A 26849-nucleotide genomic window follows, 5' to 3' on the forward strand; every position below is an offset into this window, starting at 1 on the left:
CTCAAATTATAGCCTGAAAATCAGGCCTCCTTCAATCTCTTCAAAATAGTTTCGCGAGAAAAAAGCGCGAGCACTGCATCGAGCGACGGCGTCTGTGATGTCCCCATCACCAACACGCGCACAGGCATCGCGAGAGCCGGCATTTTAAGCGCATGCGCGGCCAGTACTTCCTTGATGGCGGATGCAATCGCGACTTTTTCCCAGGGGGCGGTCGAAAGCTTGTCGGCCAGCGTCGCGATGGCGGGGCGCACCGCATCAGTGACGTGCTGCGCGCGATCGGCCTCGCTCGCCGTCACGTCTGCATAGAAGGCCGCAGCCCAATCCGCAAGGGCGACGAGCGTGTCGCAGCGATCCTTGAAGAGACCGCAGATTGCGGGAAGGCGTTCATCGGCACCGATGCCGCGCTTCTGCAATTGCGCAGCGACCAGCGGCGCCAACGCATCGTCAGCCATCGCCTTCAGGTGTTGCGCATTGACCCAGCGCAGCTTCGCCTCGTCGAACTGCGCGGCACTACGACCCAGGTGATCGAGGTTGAACCACTCGATGAACTGCGCTCGCGAGAAGATCTCGTCGTCGCCATGGCTCCAGCCGAGGCGCGCGAGGTAGTTGACCATCGCATCCGGCAGGAAGCCTTCGTCGCGGAACTGGGTGACGGGCTTCGCACCATTGCGCTTGCTCATCTTCTCGCCTTGCTCGTTGAGCACGGTCGGCAGGTGCGCGTACACCGGCGGCTCCTTGCCGAGCGCGCGGAAGATGTTGATCTGGCGCGGTGTGTTGTTCACGTGGTCGTCGCCACGAATGACGTGCGTGATGGCCATGTCGATGTCATCGACCACGACGCAGAAGTTGTAGGTCGGCGTTCCGTCGGGGCGCGCAATCACGAGGTCGTCGAGTTCGTCATTACCGATCTCGATGCGTCCCTTGACCTTGTCGTCCCACGCGACCACGCCGCCTTGCGGATTGCGAAAGCGCAGCACGGGCTGGACGCCTTCGGGCACCGGCGGCAGTGTCTTGCCGGGCTCCGGGCGCCAAGTGCCGTCGTAGCGCGGCTTCTCCTTGGCGGCCATCTGTTTCTCGCGCAGCGCGTCGAGCTCGGCCACGCTCATGTAGCAGGGGTAGACCTCGCCCGCAGCCTGCAGTTCCGCCAGGACCGCCTTGTAGCGATCCATGCGCTGCATCTGGTAGTACGGGCCTTCGTCATGGTCGAGGCCCAGCCACTGCATGCCTTCGAGGATCACGTCGACCGCAGCTTGCGTCGAACGCTCGAGGTCGGTGTCTTCGATGCGCAGGATGAAGTCGCCGCCGGTGGAGCGCGCGAAGGCCCAGGGATAGAGCGCGGAGCGGATGTTGCCGAGATGGATGAAGCCGGTCGGCGAAGGAGCGAATCGGGTGCGGGTCTTCTGTGTCATGCCAGTGTGCTCAGGCCACGCAAAAGGTCGGCCTTGATGTCTTCGATGTGGTCGAGCCCGACCGCGACGCGGATCAGGCCCTGACCGATGCCGGCGGCCTGGCGCTGCGCTTCGGTGAGGCGCCCGTGCGAGGTCGTGGCCGGGTGGGTGATGGTGGTCTTGGTGTCGCCGAGGTTGGCGGTGATGCTGAGAACGCGCGTGCTGTCGATCACCTGGAAGGCATTGGCACGGGCCATTTCCGGCCCATCGCCCGCCACGTCGAAGGACACGACGGCACCGCCCTGCCCCGACTGCTGGCGCATCGCCAACTCGTGCTGCGGATGCGAAGCCAGCCCGGGGTAGTAGACACGCTCAATGCCCGGCTGCGTTTCGAGCCACTGCCCCAGCGCGAGCGCGCCAGCGCAATGCGCCTGCATGCGGATGCCCAGCGTTTCGAGTCCCTTGAGAACGACCCACGCGTTGAACGGCGACAGTGCCATGCCCGCGGTGCGCACCACAGGGCCGAAGACTTCGTTGATCAGCTTCGACGAGCCGCAGATCGCACCGGCGAGAACGCGGCCCTGTCCTTCGAGGTACTTGGTGCCCGAGTGGATGACCAGGTCGGCACCCCATTCGGTCGGACGCTGAAGCGCTGGCGAACAGAAGCAGTTGTCGACCACCAGCAGCGCGCCCGCGTCGTGCGCGAGATCGGCCAGGGCGCGGATGTCGCAGACGTCGGTCAGCGGATTGGTCGGCGTCTCGGCGAAGAGCAGTTTGGTGGCCGGGCGAATCGCCGCCTTCCATTCCGCCACATCGGTCTGCGAGACGAAAGTGGTCTCGACACCGAACTTGCCGAATTCGCGGCCGATCAGATTGAGCGTCGACCCGAACACCGAACGCGAGCAGACCACGTGGTCGCCGGCCTTCAGCAGCCCCATGCACATCATGAGGATCGCGCCCATGCCGCTCGATGCGCCAATGGCCGCCTCGGTGCCTTCGAGCGCGGCGAGCCGACGCTCGAAGCTTGCGACTGTCGGATTCGAAGTGCGCGTGTAGGTGAAGCCTTCCTCGGTGCCGGCGAAGCGGCGAGCCGAAGTCTCGGCGTCGGGCTGCACGAAGCTGCTCGTCAGAAAGAGCGCCTCGGAGTTCTCGCCGTACTGGCTGCGGTCGAGCGCGGTGCGCACCGCGAGCGTATCGCGGTGCAACCCGGGCGGGAGGGATCGTTCGGTCACGTTGTCCCCTTCAGCTCAGATTGGGCAGCGCGAGGCGCGACGAGTCTTCCTCGGTTTCCTCGACGCGCGGACGGTTGCCGTTCATGCGCGTGATGGCTTCGGTGTCGATGTCGCCGGTCACGTAGACGCCATCGAAGCAGGATGCATCGAAGCCATCGAGCTTGGGATTGAGCGAACCGATGGCGCGCTTCATCGCATCGACATCCTGGTAGATGAGCGCGTCGCAGCCGATGAGTTCGCGGATCTCTTCGACCGTGCGGTCGTGCGCCACGAGTTCGTCCTTGGTCGGCATATCGATGCCGTAGACGTTCGGGTAGCGCACCGGCGGCGCGGCGCTGGCGAGGTACACCTTGCGCGCACCGGCATCGCGTGCCATCTGCACGATCTCGCGGCTGGTGGTGCCGCGCACGATCGAGTCGTCGACCAGCAGCACGTTGCGGCCCTTGAATTCGCTGCCGATCACATTGAGCTTCTGGCGCACCGACTTCTTGCGAACGCCCTGCCCCGGCATGATGAAAGTGCGACCCACGTAGCGGTTCTTCACGAAGCCCTCGCGGTATGGAACACCCAGCAGATGGGCGAGTTGCGTCGCGCTCGGCCGGCTCGATTCGGGAATCGGGATGATCACGTCGATCTCGCTCGGCGGCACGGTCGAGACCACGCGCTTGGCCAGCGTCTCGCCCAGGTTCAGGCGCGCCTGGTAGACCGAGATGCCGTCGAGCACCGAGTCGGGACGGGCCAGATACACGAATTCGAAGATGCAGGGGTTGAGCGTGGGCGTATCGGCGCACTGTTCCGCATGCACCTGGCCCTGCAGGTCGACGAACACCGCTTCGCCCGGCGCGATGTTGCGCTCGAACACATGGCCGGAGCCTTCGAGCGCTACGGATTCGCTCGCGACCATCACGGTACCGTCGGCGTTGCGGCCCATCGCGAGCGGACGGATGCCGTAGGGGTCGCGGAACGCCAGCAGGCCGTGGCCCGCGATCAGCGCCACGACGGCATAGGAGCCGCGCAGGCGCCGGTGCACGTTGCGCACCGCCTCGAACAGGGTCGCGGAATTGAGTGCGCCACCGCGTGTCGCACGGTCGATTTCATGCGCGAGCACGTTGAGCAGCACCTCGGAATCGCTCTCCGTGTTGGTGTGGCGGTGATCGGTGGAGAACAGCTCGGCCCGCAGCGCATGCGCGTTGGTAAGGTTGCCGTTGTGAACCAGCACGATGCCGAAGGGTGCATTCACGTAGAAAGGCTGCGCCTCTTCCTCGCTGTAGGCATTCCCTGCCGTGGGATAGCGCACCTGGCCCAGCCCGACGTCACCGGGCAAGGCCCTCATGTTGCGCGTGCGAAACACGTCGCGCACCATGCCCTTGGCCTTGTGCATGAAGAACTTGCGTTCCAGGAGCGTGACGATGCCTGCCGCATCCTGGCCGCGATGCTGCAGGAGCAGCAAGGCGTCGTAGAGCAGTTGATTGACGGGAGCGTTGCTGACAACGCCGACGATTCCACACATGAAGCGATCCTCTCAGGGCAGGTAGCTTGCCAACTTATCTGGCAAAGCGGGTTTCAGGCCCTGCAATGCCGCATCGAGAACAATGGCGCTTCGCGATTCGTGCCACCAGGCACTGTCGCTCAACGCCAGCAAATGAACAACAACCGCCGCGGCGAGCAGCGCGACCGCGCCGCGAATCACGCCGAAGGCCCCGCCGAGCACACGGTCCACCGGGCGCAATCCGATCGCGGCAACGAGCTTGCGCGTGAGCGATGCCACGATCCCCACGCCGAACGCCACGGCCACGAACACCAGGACGAAGCCGGCCGCATAGCGCCACGTCGCCGCCGGATCGCCGAAGGGCAACCACCGTCCCACATCCTCCGCCAGCCATTGCGCGCACAGGAAGGCGGCTACCCAGCCCGCCAGCAGCATCACCTCGAACACCAGGCCCCGCACCAGCCCCAGCAGCATCGAAACCACCAGCAGCGCGACAGCGATCCAGTCGAGCAGGGCCACGTCGGTCAGCGCTGCCTACAAGCTGAGGACGGCTGCCGGCAATGACAAGCCCTTGACCTTGCTCGCGGCACGGTCGGCCTCGGCGCGTGTGCCGAAGGGGCCGACACGCACACGCGTGCGCTCACCATCGGTCGTCTTGGCGACGTGCATATAGGTCTTGAGTCCGGCCTTTTCGAGTTTCTGGCGCACTTCCTTGGCCTTGTCGGCATCCGCGAAGGCACCGACCTGGACCACGAAGCGGCCGCTTTCGTCGGCTGCGGCGGGCGGCTTGGCAGACGTGGCGGACGCGCCCTTGCCTTCCAGGAGCGCGCGGGCACGGTCACCGTCGTCGCCGGGCGCCGGCTTGGGCGCTGCGGGCTTTGGCTCGGGTTTGGCGTCGGCCTTGGATTCGGGCTTGGGCTTGACCTCGGCCTTGGCTTCGGGCTTGGGCTTGGATTCGGGCTTGACCTCTGCCTTCGGCGGCGGCTTCACTTCGGGCGCCGGCTCCGATCTGGCTTCAACGGCGGGAGCGGCCGGTGGCAGCTTGCCGGGCGGAATCTCGGAGCCGTCCGCCGACTCGGTGATCATGCCTCCGCTGCCGGAGGCAGGCGCGGCGCCTGCACCGGTGTTGGCGCTGCTGGCAGCCGCGGGAGCGGGTGTCGAAGGCAGTGCGAGGGGCTTGGCCTTCGTGCGGTCGGGGATCTCGATCGGGATATCGACCGAAATGGGACGCGGCTGGGTGTCGAACAGCAGGGGGAAGCCGATCACGCCGACCAGCACGAGCACGGCGGCGCCGACGAGGCGATGACGCGCGCGCCGGCGCATCGCTTCGATGCTCTCCGCAGGTGGTGCGGCGAGCGTGCTGTTTCGCCCTTCGTTGCCCTGAGGACCGCGTGTGCGGAACTTGAAGAACGCCATGAAATTCGTTTTCCTGATGGAGTGCAGCGTGAGGTGGAGAGGCGCCGGAAAAATCAGGGCTTTTTCAGGAGCCGGGAGACAAGTGCCTGGCTCGCAGACGGGGTGTTCCGTGCTCGAGCACACCACCCACGGTGAAGAACGATCCGAAGACCACGATTCTATCAGTGGGGTCGGCGCGATCGATGGCCGCCTGCAGCGCCTCCATGGGCGCGCCGTGCACGCTGCCGGCGACGTCGGAGCGCGTGTTCTGCGCCTGCCAGCGGGCGAGCAGATCGCCGGCCTTCGCGGCGCGTTCGGTCGGCAGATCGGTGAAGTACCAGCGGTCGATCATCGGCCCGATGCGCGCGAACATGGGCGCCACGTCCTTGTCCGCCATCACGCCAAAGACGGCATGCGTGGTCGGAAAGAAACCCATCGCGTCGAGGTTCTCTGCCAGCGCCGCGACCGCGTGCGGGTTGTGCGCGACGTCGAGCACCAGCGTGGGTTCGCCCGGCACGATCTGGAAGCGCCCGGGCAGTTCGACCATCGCCAGTCCGTTGCGCACTGCCTGGGCGGTGATGGGCAAGCGCTGCCGCAGCGATTCCAGCGCCGCCAGCACGCCCGCCGCATTGACCAGTTGGTTGGCGCCGCGCAACGCCGGGTAGGCCAGCCCGCTGTAGCGCCGGCCGCGGCCGCTCCAGCCCCATTGCTGCTTGTCGCCCGACACGTTGAAGTCGCGCCCCACCAGCCAGAGATCGGCGCCAATCGCGTTCGCGTGGTCGATCACGCTTTGCGGGGGCACCGGGTCGCTGACGACCGCCGGCCGGCCGGCGCGCATGATGCCGGCCTTCTCGAATCCGATGCTCTCGCGATCGGGGCCGAGGTAATCCATGTGATCGAGGTCGATGCTGGTGATCACGGCGCAGTCGGCGTCGACGATGTTGACGGCATCCAGCCGTCCGCCGAGGCCGACTTCGAGAATGGCGACATCCGGCTTGTTCGCCGCGATGCACAACAGGATGGCGAGCGTGGTGAACTCGAAATAGGTCAGTGCGACTTCGCCGCGGCCTTGCTCCACTGTTTCGAAATGCCGGGCCAGTTCCGTGCCGTCGACGGCTTCGCCTGACAGGCGCAGGCGCTCCTCGAAGCGCACGAGGTGGGGCGAGGTGAACACGGCGGCGCGGTAGCCGGCATGCGTGAGGATCGACTCGAGCATGGCGCAGGTCGAACCCTTGCCGTTGGTGCCCGCCACCGTGATCACGGGGCAGTCGAAGGAAAGGCCCAGCCGCTGGGCGACTGCGCGGACCCGGTCGAGGCCGAGTTCGATGTTCTTGGGATGCAGGCGCTCGGCGTGCGAGAGCCAGTCTGCGAGGGTTTTCATGGAGCCCGGAATTGTCGCCGACCCGCGCCGCGGGCATCATCGACGGAATGACAACCCTCTATGGCATTACGAACTGCGACACCGTCAAACGCGCCCGCGCCTGGCTCGACGAACACGGCGTCGCCTACCGATTCCACGACTTCAAGAAGGAAGGCGTGCCCGAAAAAGAACTCGACCAGTGGCTGAAAGCCCCGGGTTGGGAGGCGCTGGTAAACCGCCGCGGCACCACCTGGCGCCGCCTCGACGACGAGACCCGTGCGGCGGTCGTCGACAGCGCTTCGGCGCGCTCGGTGCTGCTTTCCAACCCGAGCCTGATCAAGCGCCCGGTAGTCAACTGGGGCTCCGCTGCCGGCGTTACAACGGGGTTCGATGCAGCCCAATGGAAAAGCCGCGTTGTGTAAACGGTTGAACCGATTCCGCCTGCACGCATCCAACGAGGTTAAGTGGGGCTCGGCGCCCCGTTCCAGGAGTTTCAGATGAATACAAAGATGGTTCGCAGGATCGCCGCCCTTTCGGTGCTGGCAACGTTGGCAGGAGGAGCCACGCTCGCCCAGGCGGAACAGGTGCTGGCGCGGGTCATCTCGACCTCGCCGGTGACCGAATCCAACGGCAGCACCACCTACAACGTCACCTACGAATACGCCGGTCGCCAATACACGACCCGCACCGCCACGCCGCCCGGCGCGAGCATTTCCGTCGACGTCGGCGCCTACGGCGTCGCGACCACGTCTCCCGTGGCTCCGCAGCCGCAGTTCGCGCAGGGCTCCGACTACAACAACGCCCCGCAAAGCTGGGACAACGTGGTTCCTGAACAGGGCATCGTCGTGTCCGGCCGCGGCGCGCCACCGCCGGTGTATGCCCAACCCGCGCCGGTCTACGTACAGCCGGCGGCCCCGGTCTACTACCCGGCGCCCGCGTACTACCCTGCACCCGCCTACGCCTATCCGCAGCCCTATGTCTACCCGCCGATCGGCATTTCGCTGGGCTTCGGGTACTCGCGCGGCTGGGGCGGCCGCTGGCGCTGATCGGCCGTCGGGGCCGGGGGGCCGGCCGGCAAGCCTAAAATCACGGGCTTTTCCAACCATTGCTGCACGGGCGCGTCCTGCAACGACGCGCGGCTGATTGCCGACCGCAACCAGCGCCAGGCCCTCCTATCCAATGAGCACAACCGAATTCCTCCAGAGCGCCGCGGTATCGACCAAGGCCAACGTGTACTTCGACGGCAAATGCGTGAGCCACAGCCTCACGCTCGCTGACGGCACCAAGAAGTCGGTCGGCGTGATCCTGCCGTCCACCCTCACCTTCAATACCGGCGCGCCGGAGATCATGGAAGGCACTGCCGGCGGTTGCGAATACAAGTTGTCCGGCAGCGACGAATGGGTGGCCTCGGGCGCGGGCGAAAAATTCAGCGTGCCGGGCAACTCCAGCTTCCAGATCCGCGTGAGCGGCGAGCCCTACAGCTACATCTGCCACTTCGGCTGAACCGGGATTCCGAGCATGTCCACCATCCTCCAGAACGTTCCCGCCGGCCAGAAGGTCGGCATCGCCTTTTCGGGCGGCCTCGACACCAGCGCCGCGCTGCACTGGATGCGCAACAAGGGCGCCGTCCCCTACGCGTACACCGCCAATCTCGGCCAGCCCGACGAGCCCGACTACGACGAGATCCCGCGCAAGGCGATGCTCTACGGCGCAGAAAAGGCGCGCCTGATCGACTGCCGCACGCAGCTCGCCGCCGAAGGCATCGCCGCCCTGCAGGCTGGCGCCTTCCACGTCACCACGGCCGGCGTGACCTACTTCAACACCACCCCGCTGGGGCGCGCTGTCACCGGCACCATGCTGGTCTCGGCCATGAAGGAAGACGACGTCCACATCTGGGGCGACGGCAGCACCTACAAGGGCAACGACATCGAGCGCTTCTACCGCTACGGACTGCTCACCAACCCTGCGCTGAAGATCTACAAGCCCTGGCTGGACCAGACCTTCATCGACGAGCTGGGCGGCCGCGCGGAGATGTCGGAATTCATGCAGAAGGCCGGTTTCGCCTACAAGATGTCGGCCGAGAAGGCCTATTCCACCGACTCCAACATGCTCGGCGCGACGCACGAGGCCAAGGATCTCGAGCACCTGGACAGCGGCATGAAGATCGTCCAGCCCATCATGGGCGTGGCCTTCTGGAAGGATGAAGTCGAGGTCAAGCGCGAGGAAGTCACCGTGCGCTTCGTCGAAGGCCGTCCGGTCGCGATCAACGGTGTCGAATACACGAGCCTGGTGGACCTGATCCTCGAAGCCAACCGCATCGGCGGCCGTCACGGCCTGGGCATGAGCGACCAGATCGAGAACCGAATCATCGAGGCCAAGAGCCGCGGCATCTACGAGGCGCCCGGCCTCGCGCTGCTGTTCATCGCCTACGAACGCCTCGTGACGGGCATCCACAACGAGGACACGATCGAGCAGTATCGCGACCATGGTCGACGCCTTGGCCGCCTGCTCTACCAGGGCCGCTGGTTCGACCCGCAGGCGATCATGCTGCGCGAGACCGCCCAGCGCTGGGTGGCGCGCGCGATCACCGGCGAAGTCACGGTCGAGCTGCGCCGCGGCAACGACTATTCGATCCTGAACACCGTGTCGCCCAACCTGACGTACAAGCCCGAGCGCCTGACCATGGAAAAGGGCGAATCGAGCTTCTCGCCGGCCGACCGCATCGGACAGCTCACGATGCGCAACCTCGACATCGTCGATACGCGCGACAAGCTGACGATCTATACGCAAGCGGGGTTGCTGGTGTCGGGACAAGGCGCATCGCTACCCAAGCTCACGAACGACGACGGCAAGGGTCAGTAGGCCTTTTCGCGACAGCAACAAAAAAGCAGGCCGCCGGCCTGCTTTTTTTGCCCGCGCCCAGGAGGTCAGTCCCCCCCGCCCCCACCACAGCCGCCTCCGTCGCCGCCGGAATCGCCGCCGCCACCGTCTCCACTCGATTCGCTGCCGCCGAATCCGTGCGCATCACCCGCGCCACCGCCGTCCGAGGACGACTCGCCGAAACTCGTGCCGCAATGGACGCCGGAGCCGGCTTGCCGGTCAATGGCGTGGCAGTCGGGCACGTAGTGGAAGCCATTGTCGATGCCGAACTTGGCGTCGAGCGCAAACAACAGCGGCAACCGCGACGGCTTGCGGGGATCGATGCTTTCCTCCTTGCAGGCCCAGAACCAGCTGCGGCGCAAGCCATCGTTGCGGCGTGCGTCGCGGCCCAGCACCTCGGCCGGGCTGTGGTGCAGCATCCCGCCGAAAGCCGCCTCGCACCAGCGCTGGTATCCCTGCGTGTGCAGGATGAACTCGTGCCACGCGGTATCGACCACCTTGCAAGGCATCGCGACGAACCGGCGCCCGCTGCGCAGATGCGCCATGAAGAACTGCCTTAGGCCGCGCAAGACCAGTTCGGCATCGCGCTGGCTCAGCTGCGGATGTGCCGCTCGCAACTTGCCGGTCAGGAAGCTCGGCAGCCGGGCCTCGCGCACGAACTGGCGCCGCAGGCTGGCTTCGAGCCAGTTCAATGTAGCGGTGAATGCAAAGGCAGCCGCCAACAGCAAGCCCGCAGTCCACCAGCGACGCGCCAGGAAAAAGGCCGACGCGACCGCTGCCACGACGACGATTCGCCTTGCCCAGATCAGGGCCGCAATGCGCCGCCGGAAATTCAGGTGCAGGAAGTCGAGGTCCATCCGCTCACACGACGACCGGTTCGGGCTCGAGCCGGATGCCGAAGCGCTCGTAGACGCTGGTCTGGATCGCCTTGGCCAGCGTCATCACCTCCCCGCCGGTCACGGGGTTGGCCTTGCCGCCCCGGTTGACCAGCACCAGCGCCTGCCGTTCGTACACGCCAGCGTTGCCCACCGACTTGCCCTTCCAGCCGCAGGCATCGATCAGCCAGCCGGCAGCCAGCTTGATGCTGCCGTCCGCCATCGGATAGTGAACGATCTTGGGGTCGCGGGCGATGATGTCGGCGCACTGTTCGGGCGTCACGGTCGGGTTCTTGAAGAAGCTGCCGGCGTTGCCGAGCACGCGCCAGTCGGGCAGCTTGGCGCGGCGGATCGCGCACACCCAGTCGAAGATGTCCATCGCGCTCGGCGCGAAGTTGCCGGTTTCGGCCATCTTGCGTTCCAGGTCGAGGTAGCCGAGCACGGGCTTCCACGGCTTGGGCAGCCGGAAACGCACGCGCGTGATCAGGGCGCGCCCGGCCAGGCCGAAATCGTTGCCGCCGCGGGCCACGTGCTTGAAGACCGAATCCCGGTAGCCGAAGGCGCACTGGGCCGCATCCAACGTGAAGGCGCGGCCGGTTTCGAGGTCGATCGCATCGAGCGAATCGAAGCGGTCCTGCAGTTCGACGCCGTACGCTCCGATGTTCTGGACCGGCGATCCGCCCACCGTGCCGGGGATCAGCGCCAGGTTTTCAAGACCCGGATGGCCCTGTTCGAGCGTCCACAGGACCGTGTCGTGCCAGGCCTCGCCGGCCCCCGCCTCCACGATCCATGCACGCGACGTCTCGTCGACGAGCCTCAGCCCCTTGATTTCGACCTTGAGCACCAGCGGCTTGACGTCGCCTGTGAGCACGATATTGCTGCCGCCACCCAGCACGAACTTGGGCGCGTCGCGCCATTGCGCGTCTGCCAGCAGCGCCGCAACGTCCGCCTCGCCGGTGATGCGCGCCAGATGCTGGGCGCGCGCGACGATGCCAAAGCTGTTGTGCTGCTGCAGCGGTACGTTGTGCTCCACGATCATGGGAGAATTGTCGCATTCACACGTCGCGCGGCACTGCGCGCGGCCCCACTATTCAATCCTGTTGCTGCCGGAGCCTTCATGCCGTCTTTCGACACTGTTTGTGAACCCAACTTGCCCGAGGTCAAGAACGCAGTGGAGAACACCGCCAAGGAAATCGCCACGCGTTTCGACTTCAAGGGCACCGCGGCGTCCGTCGAACTCAAGGACAAGGAAATCACCTTGATCGGCGACGCCGAGTTCCAGCTCGTGCAGGTCGAGGACATCCTGCGCGCCAAGCTGACCAAGCGCAGCGTCGACGTGCGCTTTCTCGACAAGGGCGACGTCCAGAAGATCGGCGGCGACAAGGTCAAGCAGGTGATCAAGGTCAAGAACGGCATCGAATCCGAGACCGCCAAGAAGATCCAGCGCCTGATCAAGGACAGCAAGCTCAAGGTGCAGGCCGCGATCCAGGGCGATGCGGTGCGCGTCACCGGCGCCAAGCGCGACGACCTGCAGGCCGCGATGGCACTGATCAAGAAGGACGTGCCGGACATGCCGCTGTCCTTCAACAATTTCAGAGACTGATGGCTCGTCCCCAGGCTTTCCCACTTCGCGTGGACGCCACCCCGCTTACCGCGGGCAATACCTGCGGCCCGGCAAAGGCAGTTCCGCGGTCTTCCTGGCAATCGATGCGCTCGTTCGTCGTCGCATTCCTTGCGACGGCCTGCACCTTCGCGCACGCCCAATCGGTAATGCTCACCGGCACCATCGGCAGCCGCGCGATCCTGATCGTGAACGGCGGCGCACCCAAGACCGTGGCGATCGGCGAGACCTTCCAGGGAGTCAAGCTTGTGTCGCTTCAGGGCGAACAGGCCACGGTCGAGTCCGGCGGCAAGCGTGTGGCGTTGCGCATGGACACGCCGGTCAGCATCGGCGGCGGCGGCCCGGGCGGCGGCGGGGGCAGCCGCATCGTGCTGCCGGTATCGAGCGGCGGGCATTTCATGGCCCAGGGCGCAATCAATGGGCGCGCCGTCAGCTTCATGCTCGACACCGGCGCTACCACGGTGGCAATGTCGGCGGCCGATGCGCAGCGTATCGGCCTGGACTTCTCCAAGGGGCAGCCCGTGCGGATGAGCACCGCGAACGGCGTCGCGCAGGGTTATCGCGTGCGGCTGAATTCCGTGCGTGTGGGCGACGTGGAGGTCTACGACGTCGAAGCAGTCGTGTCCGAGCAGCCCATGCCCTTCGTCCTCTTGGGCAACAGCTTCATCAATCGCTTCTCCATGCGTCGCGACGCGGACCAGATGGTCCTGGAAAAACGCTTCTAGCGCCTCAGGCCGCCGCAGCGGTCACCACGATTTCGATCTTGTAGGCGGGGTTGGCCATGGCGGCCTGCACGGTCGCGCGCGGCGGCGTGTTGCCGGCGGGAATCCACGCATCCCACACCTCGTTCATCGCGACGATCTCGCGGATGTCGGCCAGGAAGATCTGCGTCATCAGGATGCGCGACTTGTCGCTGCCCACCTCCGCGAGAAGGCGATCGATCATTGCGAGCACTTGCGCAGTCTGGCCGCGGATGTCCTGCGAGGTGTCGTCGGGCACTTGCCCCGCGAGGTAGATCGTGCCGTTGTGCACTGCCGTCTCGCTCAGGCGCGGACCGACGTGGAAGCGCTGTATGGATGCCATGACTGTTCCTATTTCCTGGAGCCGAGTTTCGACTCCGTGCCTGCCGCGAGCCGGCGGATGTTTTCGCGGTGCCGCCAGATCAGCAGCAGGCTGATCGACACCAGTGCCAGCAGCACGGTGAGGTCCAGCGGCCACGCGATCTCGCCGCCGATGAGATAGTAGGCCGGTGCAAAGAAGGCCGCCACGATGGAAGCCAGCGACGAATAGCGGAAGAAGACGGCAATGATCAGCCAGGTGCTGCCGGTCGCCAGGCCCAGCAGCCAATCGATGCCCATGAGCGCGCCAGCCGCGGTCGCTACGCCCTTGCCGCCCTGGAAGCCGAAGAACACCGGGTAGAGGTGTCCGAGAAACGCCGCCAGACCGGCCACAGCCGCGGTGCCCTGCCCCATGCCGAACCCCTGGCCGAAATGCTGGATCGCGAACACCGGCACCCAGCCCTTGAGCGCGTCGAGCAGCAGCGTCGCCAGCGCCGCACCCTTGTTGCCGGAACGCAGCACATTGGTGGCGCCCGGATTCTTGCTGCCGTAGCTGCGGGGGTCGGCCATGCCGAGCGTTTTGCTGACGATCACTGCAAAGGACAGGGAGCCCAACAGGTAGGAAAGAACGATCGCGATCAGCGAGGGAAAGTAGGAACTCACAGTGTCTCCGGGCCGGCAATCCCGGCGGCACGCCTCAGACCGAGGCAGCCGGCTATTCTGCCAGCGCGCACTGCACCGTCTTGGCGCCGAGCAGCCTGACGCAGACCTGCGGGTCGATGCCGACGAGGTAGCCGCGCCGTCCACCGTTGATCGCGATCCTGGGCAGTTCGAGGATGGTCGACTCGATGTACACCGGCATCTCGCGCCGCGTCCCGAAGGGCGATGTGCCGCCGACAAGATAGCCGCTGTGCCGGTTCGCGACCTCGGGCTTGCAAGGCTCGACCGACTTGGCGCCGATCTGCCGCGCCAGGTTCTTGGTCGAGACCGTGCGGTTGCCGTGCATCAGGACGATCAGCGGCTTGGCATCCTGGTCCTGCATCACCAGCGTCTTGACCACCATGAAAGGGTCGAAGCCGAGCACTTCGGCGCTGTGCTGAGCGCCGCCGTGCTCGAGGTATTCGTAGGGATGCTCGGTGAAAGCGATCCCGTGGGCCCGCAACAACTGGGTGGCGGGCGTTTCGGAGACGTGCGTCTTCTTGCTCACGGCTCGGCGGTCAAGCGGCCGGATCGCGCAGCTCCCAACGGATCTTGTCGATTTCCGCCAGGAGGTCAGGCGACAGCCTGGTGCCCCAGGCGTCCAGGTCTTCGTCGAGCTGCGCCACGGATGTCACGCCGATGATGGTGCTCGCCACCTGCCACTTGGTGTAGCAGAACGCCAGCGCCAGCTTGGCCGGAGTGAGGCCATGGTCCTTCGCCAGGGCGTTGTAGCGGCGCGCGGCCGCGAGGGCGTCCGGCCGGCCCCAGCGCTGCTTGCGCACCGATTCGTAGCTGGAGATGCGTGCGCCCTTGGGCGCATCGGGGCCTTCGGTGCCGCTCTCGTCGTACTTGCCGGTCAGCAGGCCGAAAGCCAGCGGCGAATATGCCAGCAGCGAGACGCCGAGACGGTGCATGGTCTCGTCCAGGCCGTTCTCCAGCGCGCGGCTGACCAGGCAGTAGACGTTCTGCACGGTCGCCACGCGCGGCAGGCCATGCTGCTCGGCGAGCCTCACGAACTCGTGCACGCCATACGGCGTCTCGTTCGACAGGCCGATCGCGCGCACCTTGCCGGCCTTGACCAGCTTGCCCAGCGCCTCGAGCTGCTCATGGATGGACGTCTCGGACCGCTCCTTGGCCGGGTCGTAGTAGATCGCGCCAAAAGCCGGCACATTGCGTTCCGGCCAATGGATCTGGTAGAGGTCGATCACGTCAGTCTTCAGGCGCTTCAGGCTGGCCTCGCACGAGGCCGCGATGTCGGCGGCCGTCATGCCCCCGCCTTCACGCACCCACGGCATGCCGCGCGACGGGCCCGCCACCTTGGTCGCCAGCACGATCTTCTGGCGCATGCCCGGGTTCTTTGCGAACCAGTTGCCGATGATCGTCTCGGTGGCGCCGAAGGTTTCCTTGCGGGCCGGCACCGCGTACATCTCTGCCGTGTCGATGAAGTCGACGCCGCGCTCGAACGACCGATCGAGGATGGCGTGGGCCGTGGGTTCGTTGACCTGCTCGCCGAAGGTCATGGTGCCGAGACAGATCGGCGTGACGTGAAGGTCGCTCTGACCGAGTTGGATTTTTTGCATGGGCGAAATGCTACCTGCTGGCGCGCCGGCGCGTTGTCGTGTGTCATGCACCTGACTGTGCGACCGTCGCCCCGTCCTTATCATCGGCGCCGATGTACCAAGCCCTCCGCATTTCGCGCAGCGAATTCGTTCCCGTCCGCAACCTGAGCTACCACGTGCGCGCGTGGGGCGAGCCCACCCCCGCCCGGCCGCCCCTGGTGCTGCTGCATGGCTGGATGGATGTCGCTGCCTCCTGGCAGTTCGTGGTCGACGCGCTGGCCGAATCGCGATGGGTGCTGGCGCCGGACTGGCGCGGCTTCGGCCTCACGGCTGGCGGCCATGTCGACAACTACTGGATGCCGGACTACCTGGCCGATCTCGACTGGTTGCTGGACCGCTACGCGGGTGACACCCCCGTCGATCTCGTCGGGCACAGCATGGGGGGCAATGTCGCCATGCAATACGGTGGCGTCCGGCCGCAGCGGATTCGACGGCTGATCAACCTCGAAGGGTTCGGCATGCCGGCCTTCGAGCCCGAACAGGCTCCCGCGCGCTACGCGAAGTGGATCGACGAGCAAAAACGCCTGCATCGCGGCGAGATGGCGCTGGCGAGCTATTCCGCGGTCGACGGCGTCGCGCGGCGCCTCATGAAGACCAATCCCCGCCTTTCCCAGGACAAGGCCGACTGGCTTGCCGCCCATTGGTCCGCCCCGCGGCCGCACGCGGACGGCGGCGAACGCTGGGAGATCCTGGGCGATCCGGCGCACAAGATCATCAACGCCCACATCTTCCGTTGCGACGAGATGCTCGCGCTGTACGCCTCCATCGCCGCGCCGGTGCTGGCGGTGGAGGCATCGGACGACAGCCTCAGCCGATGGTGGAAAGGCCGCTACACCCTGGCCGAATACCACGAGCGCCTGAAGAAAGTGCCCGACGCCCGCGTCGCCCGCGTCGAGGACGCCGGCCACATGCTGCATCACGACCAGCCTGCACGAGTCGCGTCCCTCATCGAGGATTTCCTGGCCGGCTGAAAGGCCCTTCCGCCCACTCCGCCCCCGTCGGACCGGGCTCTGCCCAACGTGAGAAAATGCCGGGTTTCCCCCGAACACCGTCAGGACACCCCATGGATGCAGAGCAAATCAACCAAATCGGCGCAACCCTCGCGGACCTGAGCGCCCGGACCTCCGATTTACGGAGGTATCTTTGACTACGATGCCAAAGCCGAACGCCTGAGGACGGTCAACGCATCGCTCGAAGATCCCAACGTCTGGAACGATCCCAAGAAGGCCCAGGAACTGGGCAGGGAAAAGAAGTCGCTCGATGACGTGGTCGTCACGCTCGACCGGCTTACCAGTGGGCTTTCGGACAATACCGAGCTCTTCGAGATGTCGAAGGAAGATGGCGACATGGACGGCCTGCAATCCATCGCAGATGACGCCGCCAAGCTCGAAGCCGACATCAAGCAACTCGAATTCCGCCGGATGTTCAACAACCCGGCCGACCCGCTGAACGCCTTCGTCGACATCCAGGCCGGCGCCGGTGGCACCGAAGCCTGCGACTGGGCCAGCATGCTGCTGCGACAGTACCTGAAGTACGCCGAGCGCAAGGGCTTCAAGACGCAGATCGAGGACGAGACGCCGGGCGACACCGCAGGCATCAAGGGCGCGACCATCAAGGTCGAGGGGGACTACGCCTTCGGCCTGCTCCGCACCGAGACCGGCGTGCACCGGCTCGTGCGCAAGTCGCCCTTCGACTCTTCCGGCGGGCGCCACACCAGCTTCGCGAGCATCTTCGTCTACCCGGAAATCGACGACTCGATCGAGATCGAGATCAATCCGGCCGACGTGCGCACCGACACCTTCCGCGCCAGCGGCGCCGGCGGCCAGCACATCAACAAGACCGACTCGGCCGTGCGGCTCACGCACATCCCGACGGGAATCGTGGTGCAGTGCCAGGACGGCCGCAGCCAGCACAGCAACCGCGACGTTGCCTGGAAGCGCCTGCGCTCGCGCCTGTACGACCACGAGATGCGCAAGCGCCAGGAAGAACAGCAGAAGCTCGAGGACAGCAAGACCGACGTGGGCTGGGGCCACCAGATCCGCAGCTACGTGCTGGACAACAGCCGCATCAAGGACCTGCGCACCAACGTCGAGATCTCGGCGACCCAGAAGGTGCTGGACGGCGATCTCGACGCCTTCATCGAGGCCTCTCTGAAGCAGGGCGTCTGATGCAGGGCCCGAAGCACAAGGTGGAAGCGCTGATCTTCGACATGGACGGCACCATGGTCGATTCCATGCCCTGGCATGCCCGGGCATGGGTCGAGTACGGGCGCCGCAACGGCCTGACGATCGACATCCCGCATTTCATGCGGCGCACCACCGGGCGCACGGGCTTCGAATGCGCCTGCGAGCTCATGGGGCGCGAGGTCAGCCAGGCCGAGGGCGCTGCCATCATGGAGCACAAGGAATCGATCTACCGCGAGCTGTTCGGCGCGGAGTTCCGCGAGGTCGCAGGATTCCGGTCCTTCGCCAGCAGCGCCACCGCGCGCGGACTCAAGATCGCGGTCGGCACGGCGGGCGACAGGCACAACATCGCCTTCACCATGTCGAACCTGCGCATGGACACCGCGCCGCTCGCCATCGTCGGTGGCGACGAAGGTCTCCCCGGCAAGCCGCAGCCGGCCATCTTCCTCGAAGCCGCACGCCGCATCGGAACGGCGCCCTCGCGCTGCATCGTCTTCGAAGACGCGCCCTTCGGCATCGAGGCCGCACGCCGCGGCGGGATGCTTGCGGTCGCGGTCTGCACCAGCCACAGCGCCTCCGAACTCGCGGGGCCGCACGTGATTGCGGCCGTGCGTGACTACAACGAACTAGCCAACTCAAACTTTCTGGAGACACTCGATGCTGTTGCGTGATGCCCAAGGCCAACCGATCGCGATCCGTCGCGAGGACTACAGCGCGCCTGCCTACTGGATCGACACCGTCGACCTCACCTTCGACCTCGACCCCGCCAAGACCCGCGTGCTGAACCGCATGCGCCTGCGTCGCAATCCCGACGTGGCACCCGAGCCCCTTCGCCTCGACGGCGACGAGCTGAACCTGGCCCGCGTGCTGGTCGACGGCCAGGGCGCGTCGTTCCGCATGGACGTCGACCAGCTCGTGATCGACAACCTGCCCGATGCCTTCGAGCTGGAGATCTTCACCACCTGCTGCCCGGTGAAGAACACCAAGCTCATGGGCCTGTTCGTGAGCGAGGACACCTTCTTCACGCAGTGCGAGGCCGAGGGCTTCCGCCGCATCACCTATTTCCTCGACCGCCCGGACGTGATGGCGAGCTACACGGTCACGCTGCGTGCCGCCAAGGCCGCCTACCCCGTGCTGCTGTCCAACGGCAACCTCGTCGAGCAGGGCGACCTCCCCGAAGGTCGCCACTTCGCGAAGTGGGTCGATCCCTTCCGCAAGCCCAGCTACCTGTTCGCGCTCGTCGCCGGCAAGCTGGTGGCGCGCGAGCAGCGCATCAAGGCGCGCAACGGCAAGGAACACCTGCTGCAGGTCTACGTGCGCGCCGGCGACCTCGACAAGACCGAGCATGCGATGAATTCGCTGATCAACTCGGTGATGTGGGACGAAGCCCGCTTCGGCCTGCCACTCGACCTCGACCGCTTCATGATCGTCGCGACCAGCGACTTCAACATGGGCGCGATGGAAAACAAGGGCCTGAACATCTTCAACACGAAGTACGTTCTCGCCAACCAGGCCACGGCCACCGACGCCGACTACAGCAACATCGAAAGCGTGGTCGGCCACGAGTACTTCCACAACTGGAGCGGCGACCGCGTGACCTGCCGCGACTGGTTCCAGCTCTCGCTCAAGGAAGGCCTCACCGTCTTCCGCGACCAGGAGTTCAGCCAGGACCTGTGCGCCGATGCATCGGCACGCGCCGTCAAGCGCATCGAGGACGTGCGCGTCCTGCGCACCGCGCAGTTCCCGGAAGACGCCGGCCCCATGGCCCACCCGGTGCGGCCCGACAGCTACATCGAGATCAGCAACTTCTACACCGTCACCATCTACGAGAAGGGCGCGGAAGTCGTCCGCATGATGCAGACGCTGGTCGGCCGCAAGGGCTTCGAGCGCGGCATCACGCTGTACTTCGAGCGCCACGACGGCCAGGCGGTGACCTGCGACGACTTCGCGCAGGCGATTGCCGATGCCAATCCCGATTCCGACCTCGCGCGGCTGCTGCCCCAGTTCAAGCGCTGGTACAGCCAGGCCGGCACGCCGCGTCTCGCGGCGCACGGCGTGTACGACGCCTCGGCGCGCAGCTACACGCTGAGCTTCGTGCAGAGCTGCCAGCCCACGCCGGGCCAGCCGTCGAAGGACCCGTTCGTGATCCCGGTCAACATCGGCCTGCTGGGTACGGACGGCCGCGAGCTGCCGCTGCAACTCGAAGGCGAATCGAACGGCGTCGCAGGCACGCGGACCCTCGTGCTGACGCGCGCGGGCGAACAGGTCACCTTCGTCAATATCGACGCCGAGCCCGTGCCCTCGATCCTGCGCGGCTTCAGCGCGCCCGTGATCCTCGACTACGAATACACCGACGCCCAGTTGCTCACGCTGCTGGCCAACGACCCCGATCCGTTCAACCGCTGGGAAGCGGGCCAGCGCCTCGCGTTGCGCGCGGCGGTGCGCGCCATCGCGACCCCGCCGGCCGGCACCCACGAGCTGCCGCTGAACGACGCCTTCGTCGATGCAATGCGCGGCGTGCTGCGCCATTCGACGCTCGATGCCGCGTTCAAGGAACTCGTGCTCACGCTGCCTTCGGAAACGTACATCGCCGAGCAGTTGGAAGTCGTCGACCCGCAGCGCGTGCACGTCGTGCGCGAAGCCATGCGCGCGCAGCTCGCCACCGCCCTCCTCGCCGACTGGGAGCTTGTGTACGAGCAGAACCGCGACACCGGCGCCTACACGCCCGACCCGGTCTCCTCGGGCCGCCGCGCCCTGGCCGGCATCGCCTTGACCCATCTGTGCCTTGCCGCGCGCGCCACGGGCGACGCTGTCTGGCCGGGCAAGACGCTGCAGCGCTTCAAGGACGCGGGCAACATGACCGATCGCTTCAACGCCCTCAACGCGCTGGTCTCGTCCGGCCACGCATTGGCGGCACAGGCGCTCGCGCGCTTCCACGAGATCTTCAAGGATGAAGCGCTCGTGATCGACAAGTGGTTCTCGCTGCAGGCCGGCGCACCGGACCGCGGCGGCGACATCCTGCCGCTGGTGAAGCAGCTCATGAAGCACCCGGATTTCTCCATCAAGAACCCGAACCGCGCACGCAGCGTGATCTTCAGCTACTGCAGCGCCAACCCCGGCGCCCTGCACCGCCCCGATGCGGCCGGCTACGTGTTCTGGAGCGACCGCGTGATCGAGCTCGACGCTATCAATCCGCAGGTTGCAGCCCGCCTCGCGCGTGCGCTCGACCGCTGGAGCAAGCTGGCCGAACCCTATCGCAGCGCCGCACGCGAGGCCATCGCCCGCGTCGCCGCCCGCCCGGACCTCAGCAAGGACACGCACGAGGTCGTCACGCGTGCGCTGACGGCCTGACTCACAAGGAATCCCGACTACATGGCTCAACACAAGATTTCACTGACCCGCTACCTCGTCGAACAGCAACGCGCCGACGGGCTCATCCCCGGGCAGTTGCGGCTGCTGCTCGAAGTGGTTGCGCGCGCCTGCAAGAGCATCAGCCAGGCCGTCAACAAGGGCGCTCTCGGCGGCGTCCTGGGCACGGCCGAGAGCGAGAACGTTCAGGGTGAAGTCCAGAAGAAGCTCGACATCATCGCCAACGAGGTGCTCATCGAGGCCAACGAATGGGGCGGCCACCTCGCCGCGATGGCGAGCGAGGAGATGGACAGCATCTACGTCGTTCCCAACCGCTATCCGCAAGGCGAATACCTGCTGCTGTTCGATCCCCTCGACGGATCGAGCAACATCGACGTGAACGTCAGCATCGGCACCATCTTCAGTGTCCTCAAGAAGCCCGACGACACACCCGGCGTGCAGGAAGCCGACTTCCTCCAGGGCGGCAGCAAGCAGGTCGCGGCGGGTTACTGCATCTACGGCCCGCAGACCACGCTGGTGCTGACCGTCGGCAATGGCGTGGCGATGTTCACGCTCGACCGCGAGCAGGGTTCCTTCATGCTGACGCAGGAAGACATCCAGATCCCGGCCGACACCAAGGAATTCGCGGTCAACATGAGCAACATGCGCCACTGGGACGCCCCGGTGAAGCGCTACATCGACGAATGCCTGGCCGGCAGGGAAGGTCCGCGGGGCAAGGACTTCAACATGCGCTGGATTGCCAGCATGGTGGCCGACGTGCACCGCATCCTGATGCGCGGCGGCGTCTTCATGTACCCCTGGGACAAGCGCGAGCCCGAAAAGGCCGGCAAGCTGCGCCTGATGTATGAGGCCAACCCCATGAGCTGGATCGTCGAACAGGCTGGCGGCGCCTCGACCAATGGCAGGAAGCGCATCCTTGACCTGGAGCCGTCGAAGCTCCATGAACGCGTGGCTGTTGTGTTGGGATCAAAAAATGAGGTCGAGCGGCTGACCCGCTATCACGACCCGCTATAATCGAAGGCTTAGCCGGTGTAGCTCAGTCGGTAGAGCAGCTCATTCGTAATGAGAAGGTCGGGTGTTCGATTCATCTCTCCGGCACCAATCGAAGCAAGAAGGTCTGCTACCTCACCGGTAGCAGGCCTTTTTTGTTGGTCTCGCGCACCACGTCGTGGTCGGAACTCGTCGCTTGGCATGGCGCCAGGTCCTACGCGTCACATGCCATTCCATTCCCATTCTTTCCCCTTGTCTTGCGCAAAATTCCGCTCCTGCGCCGAGGCCGCACGAGCAAGCGTCCCCGAAGTACCATGAAATCCGTTCCTGCCACCCTTCTCGCCGTCTCGATGGCGCTCATGAGCGCCTGCGGCGGCAAGAGCGCGGGGACGACCGATGCGGCCGGTCCCGTCCCGACGATGCCCGCCGCGATCGCCGCCACCCAGCCCGTGCCTGACAACGCCACCGCCGACTGCTCTGTCGTGCTGTACGGCGACTCGATCCTCAACGGCTCCTACGTCAAGGAAGAGCTCTCGACGCGGCACGCACGCCATCCCGCGGCTGAACTCAAGGCTCGGCGGCCGGCCTGGCGCATCGACGACCGCACGGTACCCGGCCAGTCCCTGGCCAAAGTGGCCAAGGGATTTCGCAAGGATCCGCGGGATGCCCGAGTGGTGGTGATCGAGAGCGGCATTGCCGAAGGCTGGTCCGGCGGAACCGTGCTGACCCACCTGCCCTGGATGATCGAAGCTGTGCGCTTCGAAGGCAAGATCCCGGTGCTGACCGGCTACTCCCGCCAGACACCGAACGCCTTCATGACCCCGGACAGGCTGGCAGGGCGCGACCGCATCGACGACGAGGCGAAGACGCTGGCCCGCGACATGGACGTCGAGTTCGCCGATTTCGGGTCGGCCGGCCCGGTCGAACTCATCGATGAGGTCCACCCGACCGAGGACTACAGCCTGCGCCTTACGGCCAAGCTGATCGAGGCGCTGGACCGCGTGGCGCCCGAGTGCAGCCACTGATGCCGCCGACTCCCTGAGCTTCGGGGCGGCGCGACGCGCTGACCCCTACACTGCGCCCTCATGGAGTTGCGACAGCTACGTTATTTCGTCAAGGTCTGCGAGCTGCGCAGCATGGGCCGCGCCGCGGTCGAGCTGGGCGTGGTCACCTCGGCCCTGAGCCAGCAGATCAGCCGGCTGGAGAGCGAACTCAGTACCCGCCTGCTGCAACGCGCATCGACGGGCGTTACGCCGACCGATGCGGGCGTCGCCTTCCTGCACCAGGCCCAGCTCACGCTGCGACACGCCGACGACGCGATCCGCGCCGCGCAGCAAGCGCGTCTCTCGGGCCACGTGAGCGTCGGCCTTGCGCCAACCACGGCTTCGGTACTCGGCGTGCCGCTGATGCAGGCGATGCGCGAACGCTATCCGGACGTGCGGCTGCACCTCGTGGAGTCGCTCTCCGGCCACCTCGGGAAGATGCTCGAAGCGCGGCAACTCGATCTCGCCGTGCTGTTCCAGACCGACACGCCACGCCGCTGGAGCGTCTCCCCGCTGCTTGACGAGAAGCTGTACGTGATTGCCTCGCGCACGCTGCCGAAGCGGCCGGCCGGCGCCAAGGTCCGCCTGTCCCAGTTGGCCGGCGTGCCGCTCATCCTGCCCAGCGCCGGCCACGGATTGCGCGCGACGCTGACTGCCGCTTTTGCGCGGGCACGCATCGAGCCGACCATCGTCGCGGAAATCGACGGCCTCGCCCTTCTCATGGACGCAGTGCTCGCCGGCCAGGGCGCGACCATCCAGCCCGGCGCCGCGACGGCGCGCCATCCCACGCAAGACGTGCATCTCAGCCAGATCACCGATGCGCACGTCGGCCGCCGCAACCTGCTGGTGAGCCTGTCGGACGACGAGCTTTCCCCGGCTGCGCTGGCCGCCCGCGTAGTGATGACCGACACGGCGCGCACGCTGGTGCGCGAGGGACGCTGGGCCGGCGCCAGTCTTCTCGAAAACTGAACACCCGTTGCCCGATCCGCCCTTTCGCGTGAAGGGGCGGACCCCTACAGTCTCCCCACCCCACAAGGAGAGACAACGTGATCGATGTACTGGTCGTCGGCGGCGGCAATGCTGCGCTGTGCGCCGCGCTCATGGCGCGCGAGGCCGGCGCCAGCGTCCTGCTGCTCGAAGCCTCGCCGCGCGAATGGCGAGGCGGCAATTCGCAGCACACGCGCAACCTGCGCTGCATGCACGACGCGCCGCAGGACGTGCTGGTCGACGCCTACCCCGAGGAAGAGTACTGGCAGGACCTGCTGAAAGTCACTGGCGGCCAGACCGACGAGCACCTCGCGCGCATGGCGATCCGCGCGTCCTCGAACTGCCGCGACTGGATGCGAAGCCACGGCGTGCATTTCCAGCCGCCGCTGTCGGGGGCGCTGCACGTGGCGCGCACCAATGCCTTCTTCATGGGCGGCGGCAAGGCGCTGGTCAATGCCTACTTTCGCAGCGCCGAGGCACTGGGCGTGCAGGTGCGCTACGACACGCCGGTGGTGTCGGTGGAAATGCGGGACGGCCGTTTCCTTGCCGCCCGCACCGCCGCCGGCGAACGCATCGCGGCCCGCGCATGCGTGCTGGCCGCGGGCGGCTTCGAGTCGAACATCGCATGGCTGCGCGAGGCCTGGGGCCAGAACGAGCGCGGCAAATGGCCGGCCGACAACTTCCTGATCCGCGGTACCCGCTTCAACACGGGCGTGCTGCTCAAGCACATGATCGATGCCGGCGCCGACGCCATCGGAGATCCGACGCAGGCGCACATGGTGGCCATCGACGCGCGCGCACCGTTGTACGACGGCGGCATCTGCACCCGCATCGACTGCGTGTCCCTGGGCGTGGTGGTCAACCGACATGCCGAGCGCTTCTACGACGAGGGGGAGGATTTCTGGCCCAAGCGCTACGCGATCTGGGGCCGGCTCGTCGCGCAGCAGCCGGACCAGATTGCATGGTCGATCATCGATGCCAAGGCCGTCGGCCGCTTCATGCCACCGGTGTTCCCCGGCACCCGGGCCGACTCGCTGCCCGAACTCGCCCGCCAGCTCGGCCTGGATGAAGCCCGCTTCACCGCCACGGTCGAGGCCTACAACGCCGCCTGCCGCGCGGGCACCTTCGACCACACGCAACTGGACGATTGCCACACGGAAGGCCTCTCGCCCGCCAAGACGCACTGGGCGCGCCCCATCGACACCGCGCCGTTCTACGGCTATGCGCTGCGGCCCGGCATTACCTTCACCTACCTGGGCCTGAGGGTCAACGAGGACTCCGCGGTGCACTTCGACGGGGTACCGAGCGACAACCTCTTCGTCGCCGGCGAGATGATGGCCGGCAACGTGCTCGGCAAGGGCTACACGGCCGGCGTCGGCATGGCCATCGGCACCGCATTCGGGCGCATCGCCGGCACCCGCGCGGCCCAAGCGGCCGCCAACGCCAAGACGGCGAGAACGGACCACCATGCAACAACTTGAAGCCCTCACACGCGAAGCCGCATCGCTCGCCGCGGGCGGGCGCACCGTGATCCCCATCCTCTCCGCGAACGAAACCGAAGTCGGGCGCCAGATGCAGATCTGCAATGCCTGCCGCTACTGCGAAGGCTTCTGCGCAGTGTTCCCCGCGATGACGCGCCGGCTCGAATTCGGCAAGGCCGACATCCACTTCCTCGCGAACCTCTGCCACAACTGCGGCGCCTGCCTGCATGCCTGCCAGTACGCGCCGCCGCACGAGTTCGCCGTCAACGTGCCGAAGGCGATGGCCGAAGTGCGTGGGCAGACCTACGTTGACTATGCGTGGCCGCAGCCGCTGGGCAAGCTGTACCAGCGCAACGGGCTCACCCTGTCGCTCGCAGTGGCAGCCGGGCTGGCACTGTTCCTGATCATGGCCGTTGCGATGAACGGCACGCTGTGGGGAGGCAAGCTACAGGGCAACTTCTACAACCTCTTCCCGCACAACCTGCTGGTCAGCCTGTTCGCACCGGTCTTCCTGTTCGCGGCTCTGGCGCTGGCGATGGGCGTGCGTCGCTTCTGGCGCGACGTGACGCCCGCCACCAGCGGTGCGCCACTCAGCGCTCCGGCCGCTGCCGAGGCCACCGATGCGGTGCTGCGGCTGAAGTACCTCGACGGCGGTCACGGCCAGGGCTGCAACAACGAGGACGACGCGTACACGCTCTCGCGCCGGCTCTTCCACCACTTCACCTTCTACGGCTTCATGCTGTGCTTTGCGGCCACCGCACTGGCGACTGTCTATCACTACGTGTTCGGCTGGGTCGCACCGTACGAATTCCCCAGCCTCCCGAAGCTGCTGGGCGTCGCAGGCGGGCTGAGCCTGTTGGTGGGCACCGCAGGGCTGTGGCGCCTGAATCGCCGTCGCCATCCCTTGCACGGCGACGTGGCCCAGAAGCCGATGGACCTCGGCTTCATTGCGCTGCTCTTCCTGACCAGCGCCACCGGCCTCGCACTCTGGCTGGGCCGGGGCACGCCCGCCCTGGCCGTGCTGCTCTGCCTGCACCTCGGCGCAGTCATGGCCCTGTTCGCCACGCTCCCCTACGGCAAGTTCGCGCACGGCATCTTCCGCACCGCCTCGCTGCTGCGCCACGCGATCGAGAAACGCCAACCCAACCCGATCGGGCTGGGCGCGGACTGACCACACAAG

The 26849-nt window shown here is 66.3% G+C and carries 27 protein-coding genes and 1 tRNA gene; 16 read left to right on the top strand and 12 right to left on the bottom strand.

Annotated elements, in window-relative coordinates; genetic code table 11:
* Positions 1 to 20 precede the first annotated feature (20 nt).
* The 6 genes from gltX to folC all read right to left on the bottom strand — a co-directional run bounded on the left by gltX (position 21) and on the right by folC (position 6885).
* Positions 21 to 1409, bottom strand: coding sequence for a glutamate--tRNA ligase (gene gltX / locus QTH97_RS05075; protein ID WP_286566961.1), 1389 nt, complete (start codon positions 1407 to 1409; stop codon positions 21 to 23).
* Positions 1406 to 2620: an O-succinylhomoserine sulfhydrylase gene (locus QTH97_RS05080; protein ID WP_286566962.1), complete on the bottom strand. Its 1215-nt coding sequence runs from the start codon at positions 2618 to 2620 to the stop codon at positions 1406 to 1408. Before QTH97_RS05080 ends, gltX begins: the two co-directional genes overlap by 4 nt.
* A gap of 10 nt (positions 2621 to 2630) precedes the next feature.
* Positions 2631 to 4130: an amidophosphoribosyltransferase gene (purF, locus tag QTH97_RS05085; protein ID WP_286566963.1), complete on the bottom strand. Its 1500-nt coding sequence runs from the start codon at positions 4128 to 4130 to the stop codon at positions 2631 to 2633.
* Between the two features lie 12 nt (positions 4131 to 4142).
* Complete coding sequence (locus QTH97_RS05090; protein WP_286566964.1) at positions 4143 to 4628, bottom strand: CvpA family protein; 486 nt, start codon at positions 4626 to 4628, stop codon at positions 4143 to 4145.
* A 15-nt stretch (positions 4629 to 4643) separates the two neighbouring features.
* A complete protein-coding gene (locus tag QTH97_RS05095) occupies positions 4644 to 5525 on the bottom strand; it encodes an SPOR domain-containing protein (protein WP_286566965.1) in 882 nt (293 codons plus the stop codon).
* A gap of 64 nt (positions 5526 to 5589) precedes the next feature.
* The gene (folC, locus tag QTH97_RS05100) at positions 5590 to 6885 is read right to left on the bottom strand and encodes a bifunctional tetrahydrofolate synthase/dihydrofolate synthase (protein ID WP_353655620.1); all 1296 of its coding nucleotides are present in this window, start codon (positions 6883 to 6885) and stop codon (positions 5590 to 5592) included.
* Positions 6886 to 6932: 47 nt separating this feature from the next.
* Between folC and QTH97_RS05105 the strand changes: the two genes are divergently transcribed.
* From QTH97_RS05105 to argG, 4 genes are all read left to right on the top strand, one after another.
* Positions 6933 to 7286: an ArsC family reductase gene (locus QTH97_RS05105; RefSeq protein ID WP_286567109.1), complete on the top strand. Its 354-nt coding sequence runs from the start codon at positions 6933 to 6935 to the stop codon at positions 7284 to 7286.
* Positions 7287 to 7361: 75 nt separating this feature from the next.
* Positions 7362 to 7910 carry a hypothetical protein gene (locus QTH97_RS05110; RefSeq protein WP_286566966.1) on the top strand — a complete coding sequence of 183 codons (549 nt, stop codon included), beginning with the start codon at positions 7362 to 7364 and terminating at the stop codon, positions 7908 to 7910.
* A gap of 133 nt (positions 7911 to 8043) precedes the next feature.
* A complete protein-coding gene (ppnP, locus tag QTH97_RS05115; protein ID WP_286566967.1) occupies positions 8044 to 8367 on the top strand; it encodes a pyrimidine/purine nucleoside phosphorylase in 324 nt (107 codons plus the stop codon).
* Between the two features lie 15 nt (positions 8368 to 8382).
* The gene (argG, locus tag QTH97_RS05120; protein ID WP_286566968.1) at positions 8383 to 9726 is read left to right on the top strand and encodes an argininosuccinate synthase; all 1344 of its coding nucleotides are present in this window, start codon (positions 8383 to 8385) and stop codon (positions 9724 to 9726) included.
* A 65-nt stretch (positions 9727 to 9791) separates the two neighbouring features.
* Here the strand turns inward: argG and QTH97_RS05125 are convergent, their stop codons facing one another.
* Both QTH97_RS05125 and murB read right to left on the bottom strand, forming a co-directional pair.
* Complete coding sequence (locus QTH97_RS05125) at positions 9792 to 10601, bottom strand: glycine-rich domain-containing protein (protein WP_286566969.1); 810 nt, start codon at positions 10599 to 10601, stop codon at positions 9792 to 9794.
* A 4-nt stretch (positions 10602 to 10605) separates the two neighbouring features.
* Positions 10606 to 11658 carry a UDP-N-acetylmuramate dehydrogenase gene (gene murB, locus QTH97_RS05130; RefSeq protein ID WP_286566970.1) on the bottom strand — a complete coding sequence of 351 codons (1053 nt, stop codon included), beginning with the start codon at positions 11656 to 11658 and terminating at the stop codon, positions 10606 to 10608.
* Between the two features lie 78 nt (positions 11659 to 11736).
* On the opposite strand from murB, the gene QTH97_RS05135 reads away from it, so the two are divergent.
* Together QTH97_RS05135 and QTH97_RS05140 are read left to right on the top strand one after the other, a co-directional pair.
* Positions 11737 to 12222: a YajQ family cyclic di-GMP-binding protein gene (locus QTH97_RS05135; protein ID WP_286566971.1), complete on the top strand. Its 486-nt coding sequence runs from the start codon at positions 11737 to 11739 to the stop codon at positions 12220 to 12222.
* A 104-nt stretch (positions 12223 to 12326) separates the two neighbouring features.
* The gene (locus QTH97_RS05140) at positions 12327 to 12965 is read left to right on the top strand and encodes a retropepsin-like aspartic protease family protein (RefSeq protein WP_286566972.1); all 639 of its coding nucleotides are present in this window, start codon (positions 12327 to 12329) and stop codon (positions 12963 to 12965) included.
* A 4-nt stretch (positions 12966 to 12969) separates the two neighbouring features.
* On the opposite strand, the gene QTH97_RS05145 is transcribed toward QTH97_RS05140, so the two are convergent.
* Genes QTH97_RS05145 through QTH97_RS05160 form a run of 4 tightly spaced genes read right to left on the bottom strand, consistent with a single transcriptional unit; the run spans position 12970 to position 15577 of the window.
* Positions 12970 to 13323, bottom strand: coding sequence for a RidA family protein (locus QTH97_RS05145; RefSeq protein ID WP_286566973.1), 354 nt, complete (start codon positions 13321 to 13323; stop codon positions 12970 to 12972).
* Positions 13324 to 13331: 8 nt separating this feature from the next.
* Positions 13332 to 13961 carry a glycerol-3-phosphate 1-O-acyltransferase PlsY gene (plsY, locus tag QTH97_RS05150; protein ID WP_286566974.1) on the bottom strand — a complete coding sequence of 210 codons (630 nt, stop codon included), beginning with the start codon at positions 13959 to 13961 and terminating at the stop codon, positions 13332 to 13334.
* A gap of 52 nt (positions 13962 to 14013) precedes the next feature.
* A complete protein-coding gene (locus tag QTH97_RS05155; RefSeq protein WP_286566975.1) occupies positions 14014 to 14505 on the bottom strand; it encodes an aminoacyl-tRNA deacylase in 492 nt (163 codons plus the stop codon).
* A gap of 10 nt (positions 14506 to 14515) precedes the next feature.
* Positions 14516 to 15577, bottom strand: a complete 1062-nt coding sequence (locus QTH97_RS05160) for an aldo/keto reductase (RefSeq protein WP_286566976.1) — start codon at positions 15575 to 15577, stop codon at positions 14516 to 14518.
* A gap of 92 nt (positions 15578 to 15669) precedes the next feature.
* Between QTH97_RS05160 and QTH97_RS05165 the strand changes: the two genes are divergently transcribed.
* The 10 genes from QTH97_RS05165 (at position 15670) to tcuB (ending at position 26840) form a co-directional block, all read left to right on the top strand.
* On the top strand, positions 15670 to 16587 hold the full coding sequence (locus QTH97_RS05165; RefSeq protein ID WP_286566977.1) for an alpha/beta fold hydrolase: 918 nt from the start codon (positions 15670 to 15672) through the stop codon (positions 16585 to 16587).
* 92 nt (positions 16588 to 16679) lie between these two features.
* Positions 16680 to 17784 (top strand): peptide chain release factor 2 gene (prfB, locus tag QTH97_RS05170; RefSeq protein WP_286566978.1). Its coding sequence is split into 2 segments (ribosomal slippage): positions 16680 to 16760 and positions 16762 to 17784, totalling 1104 coding nucleotides; the frame shifts between segments, so codons are not numbered across the junction.
* The gene (locus tag QTH97_RS05175; protein WP_286566979.1) at positions 17784 to 18470 is read left to right on the top strand and encodes an HAD family hydrolase; all 687 of its coding nucleotides are present in this window, start codon (positions 17784 to 17786) and stop codon (positions 18468 to 18470) included. The genes prfB and QTH97_RS05175 overlap by 1 nt, the downstream gene beginning before the upstream one ends.
* Positions 18457 to 21150, top strand: coding sequence for an aminopeptidase N (pepN, locus tag QTH97_RS05180; protein WP_286566980.1), 2694 nt, complete (start codon positions 18457 to 18459; stop codon positions 21148 to 21150). The genes QTH97_RS05175 and pepN overlap by 14 nt, the downstream gene beginning before the upstream one ends.
* Before the next feature lie 21 nt (positions 21151 to 21171).
* A complete protein-coding gene (locus QTH97_RS05185; protein WP_286566981.1) occupies positions 21172 to 22182 on the top strand; it encodes a class 1 fructose-bisphosphatase in 1011 nt (336 codons plus the stop codon).
* A gap of 11 nt (positions 22183 to 22193) precedes the next feature.
* Positions 22194 to 22269 (top strand) — tRNA-Thr (locus tag QTH97_RS05190).
* Positions 22270 to 22472: 203 nt separating this feature from the next.
* Complete coding sequence (locus QTH97_RS05195; protein ID WP_286566982.1) at positions 22473 to 23183, top strand: SGNH/GDSL hydrolase family protein; 711 nt, start codon at positions 22473 to 22475, stop codon at positions 23181 to 23183.
* Between the two features lie 60 nt (positions 23184 to 23243).
* Positions 23244 to 24170 (top strand): LysR family transcriptional regulator, encoded by a 927-nt coding sequence (locus tag QTH97_RS05200; protein ID WP_286566983.1) that lies wholly within the window; start codon positions 23244 to 23246, stop codon positions 24168 to 24170.
* A gap of 77 nt (positions 24171 to 24247) precedes the next feature.
* Complete coding sequence (tcuA, locus tag QTH97_RS05205) at positions 24248 to 25669, top strand: FAD-dependent tricarballylate dehydrogenase TcuA (protein WP_286566984.1); 1422 nt, start codon at positions 24248 to 24250, stop codon at positions 25667 to 25669.
* Positions 25656 to 26840, top strand: a complete 1185-nt coding sequence (tcuB, locus tag QTH97_RS05210) for a tricarballylate utilization 4Fe-4S protein TcuB (RefSeq protein WP_286566985.1) — start codon at positions 25656 to 25658, stop codon at positions 26838 to 26840. Before tcuA ends, tcuB begins: the two co-directional genes overlap by 14 nt.
* Positions 26841 to 26849: the final 9 nt, after the last annotated feature.

This window comes from Variovorax gracilis (assembly GCF_030317115.1).
In the GTDB taxonomy this organism is placed as follows: domain Bacteria; phylum Pseudomonadota; class Gammaproteobacteria; order Burkholderiales; family Burkholderiaceae_C; genus Variovorax; species Variovorax gracilis.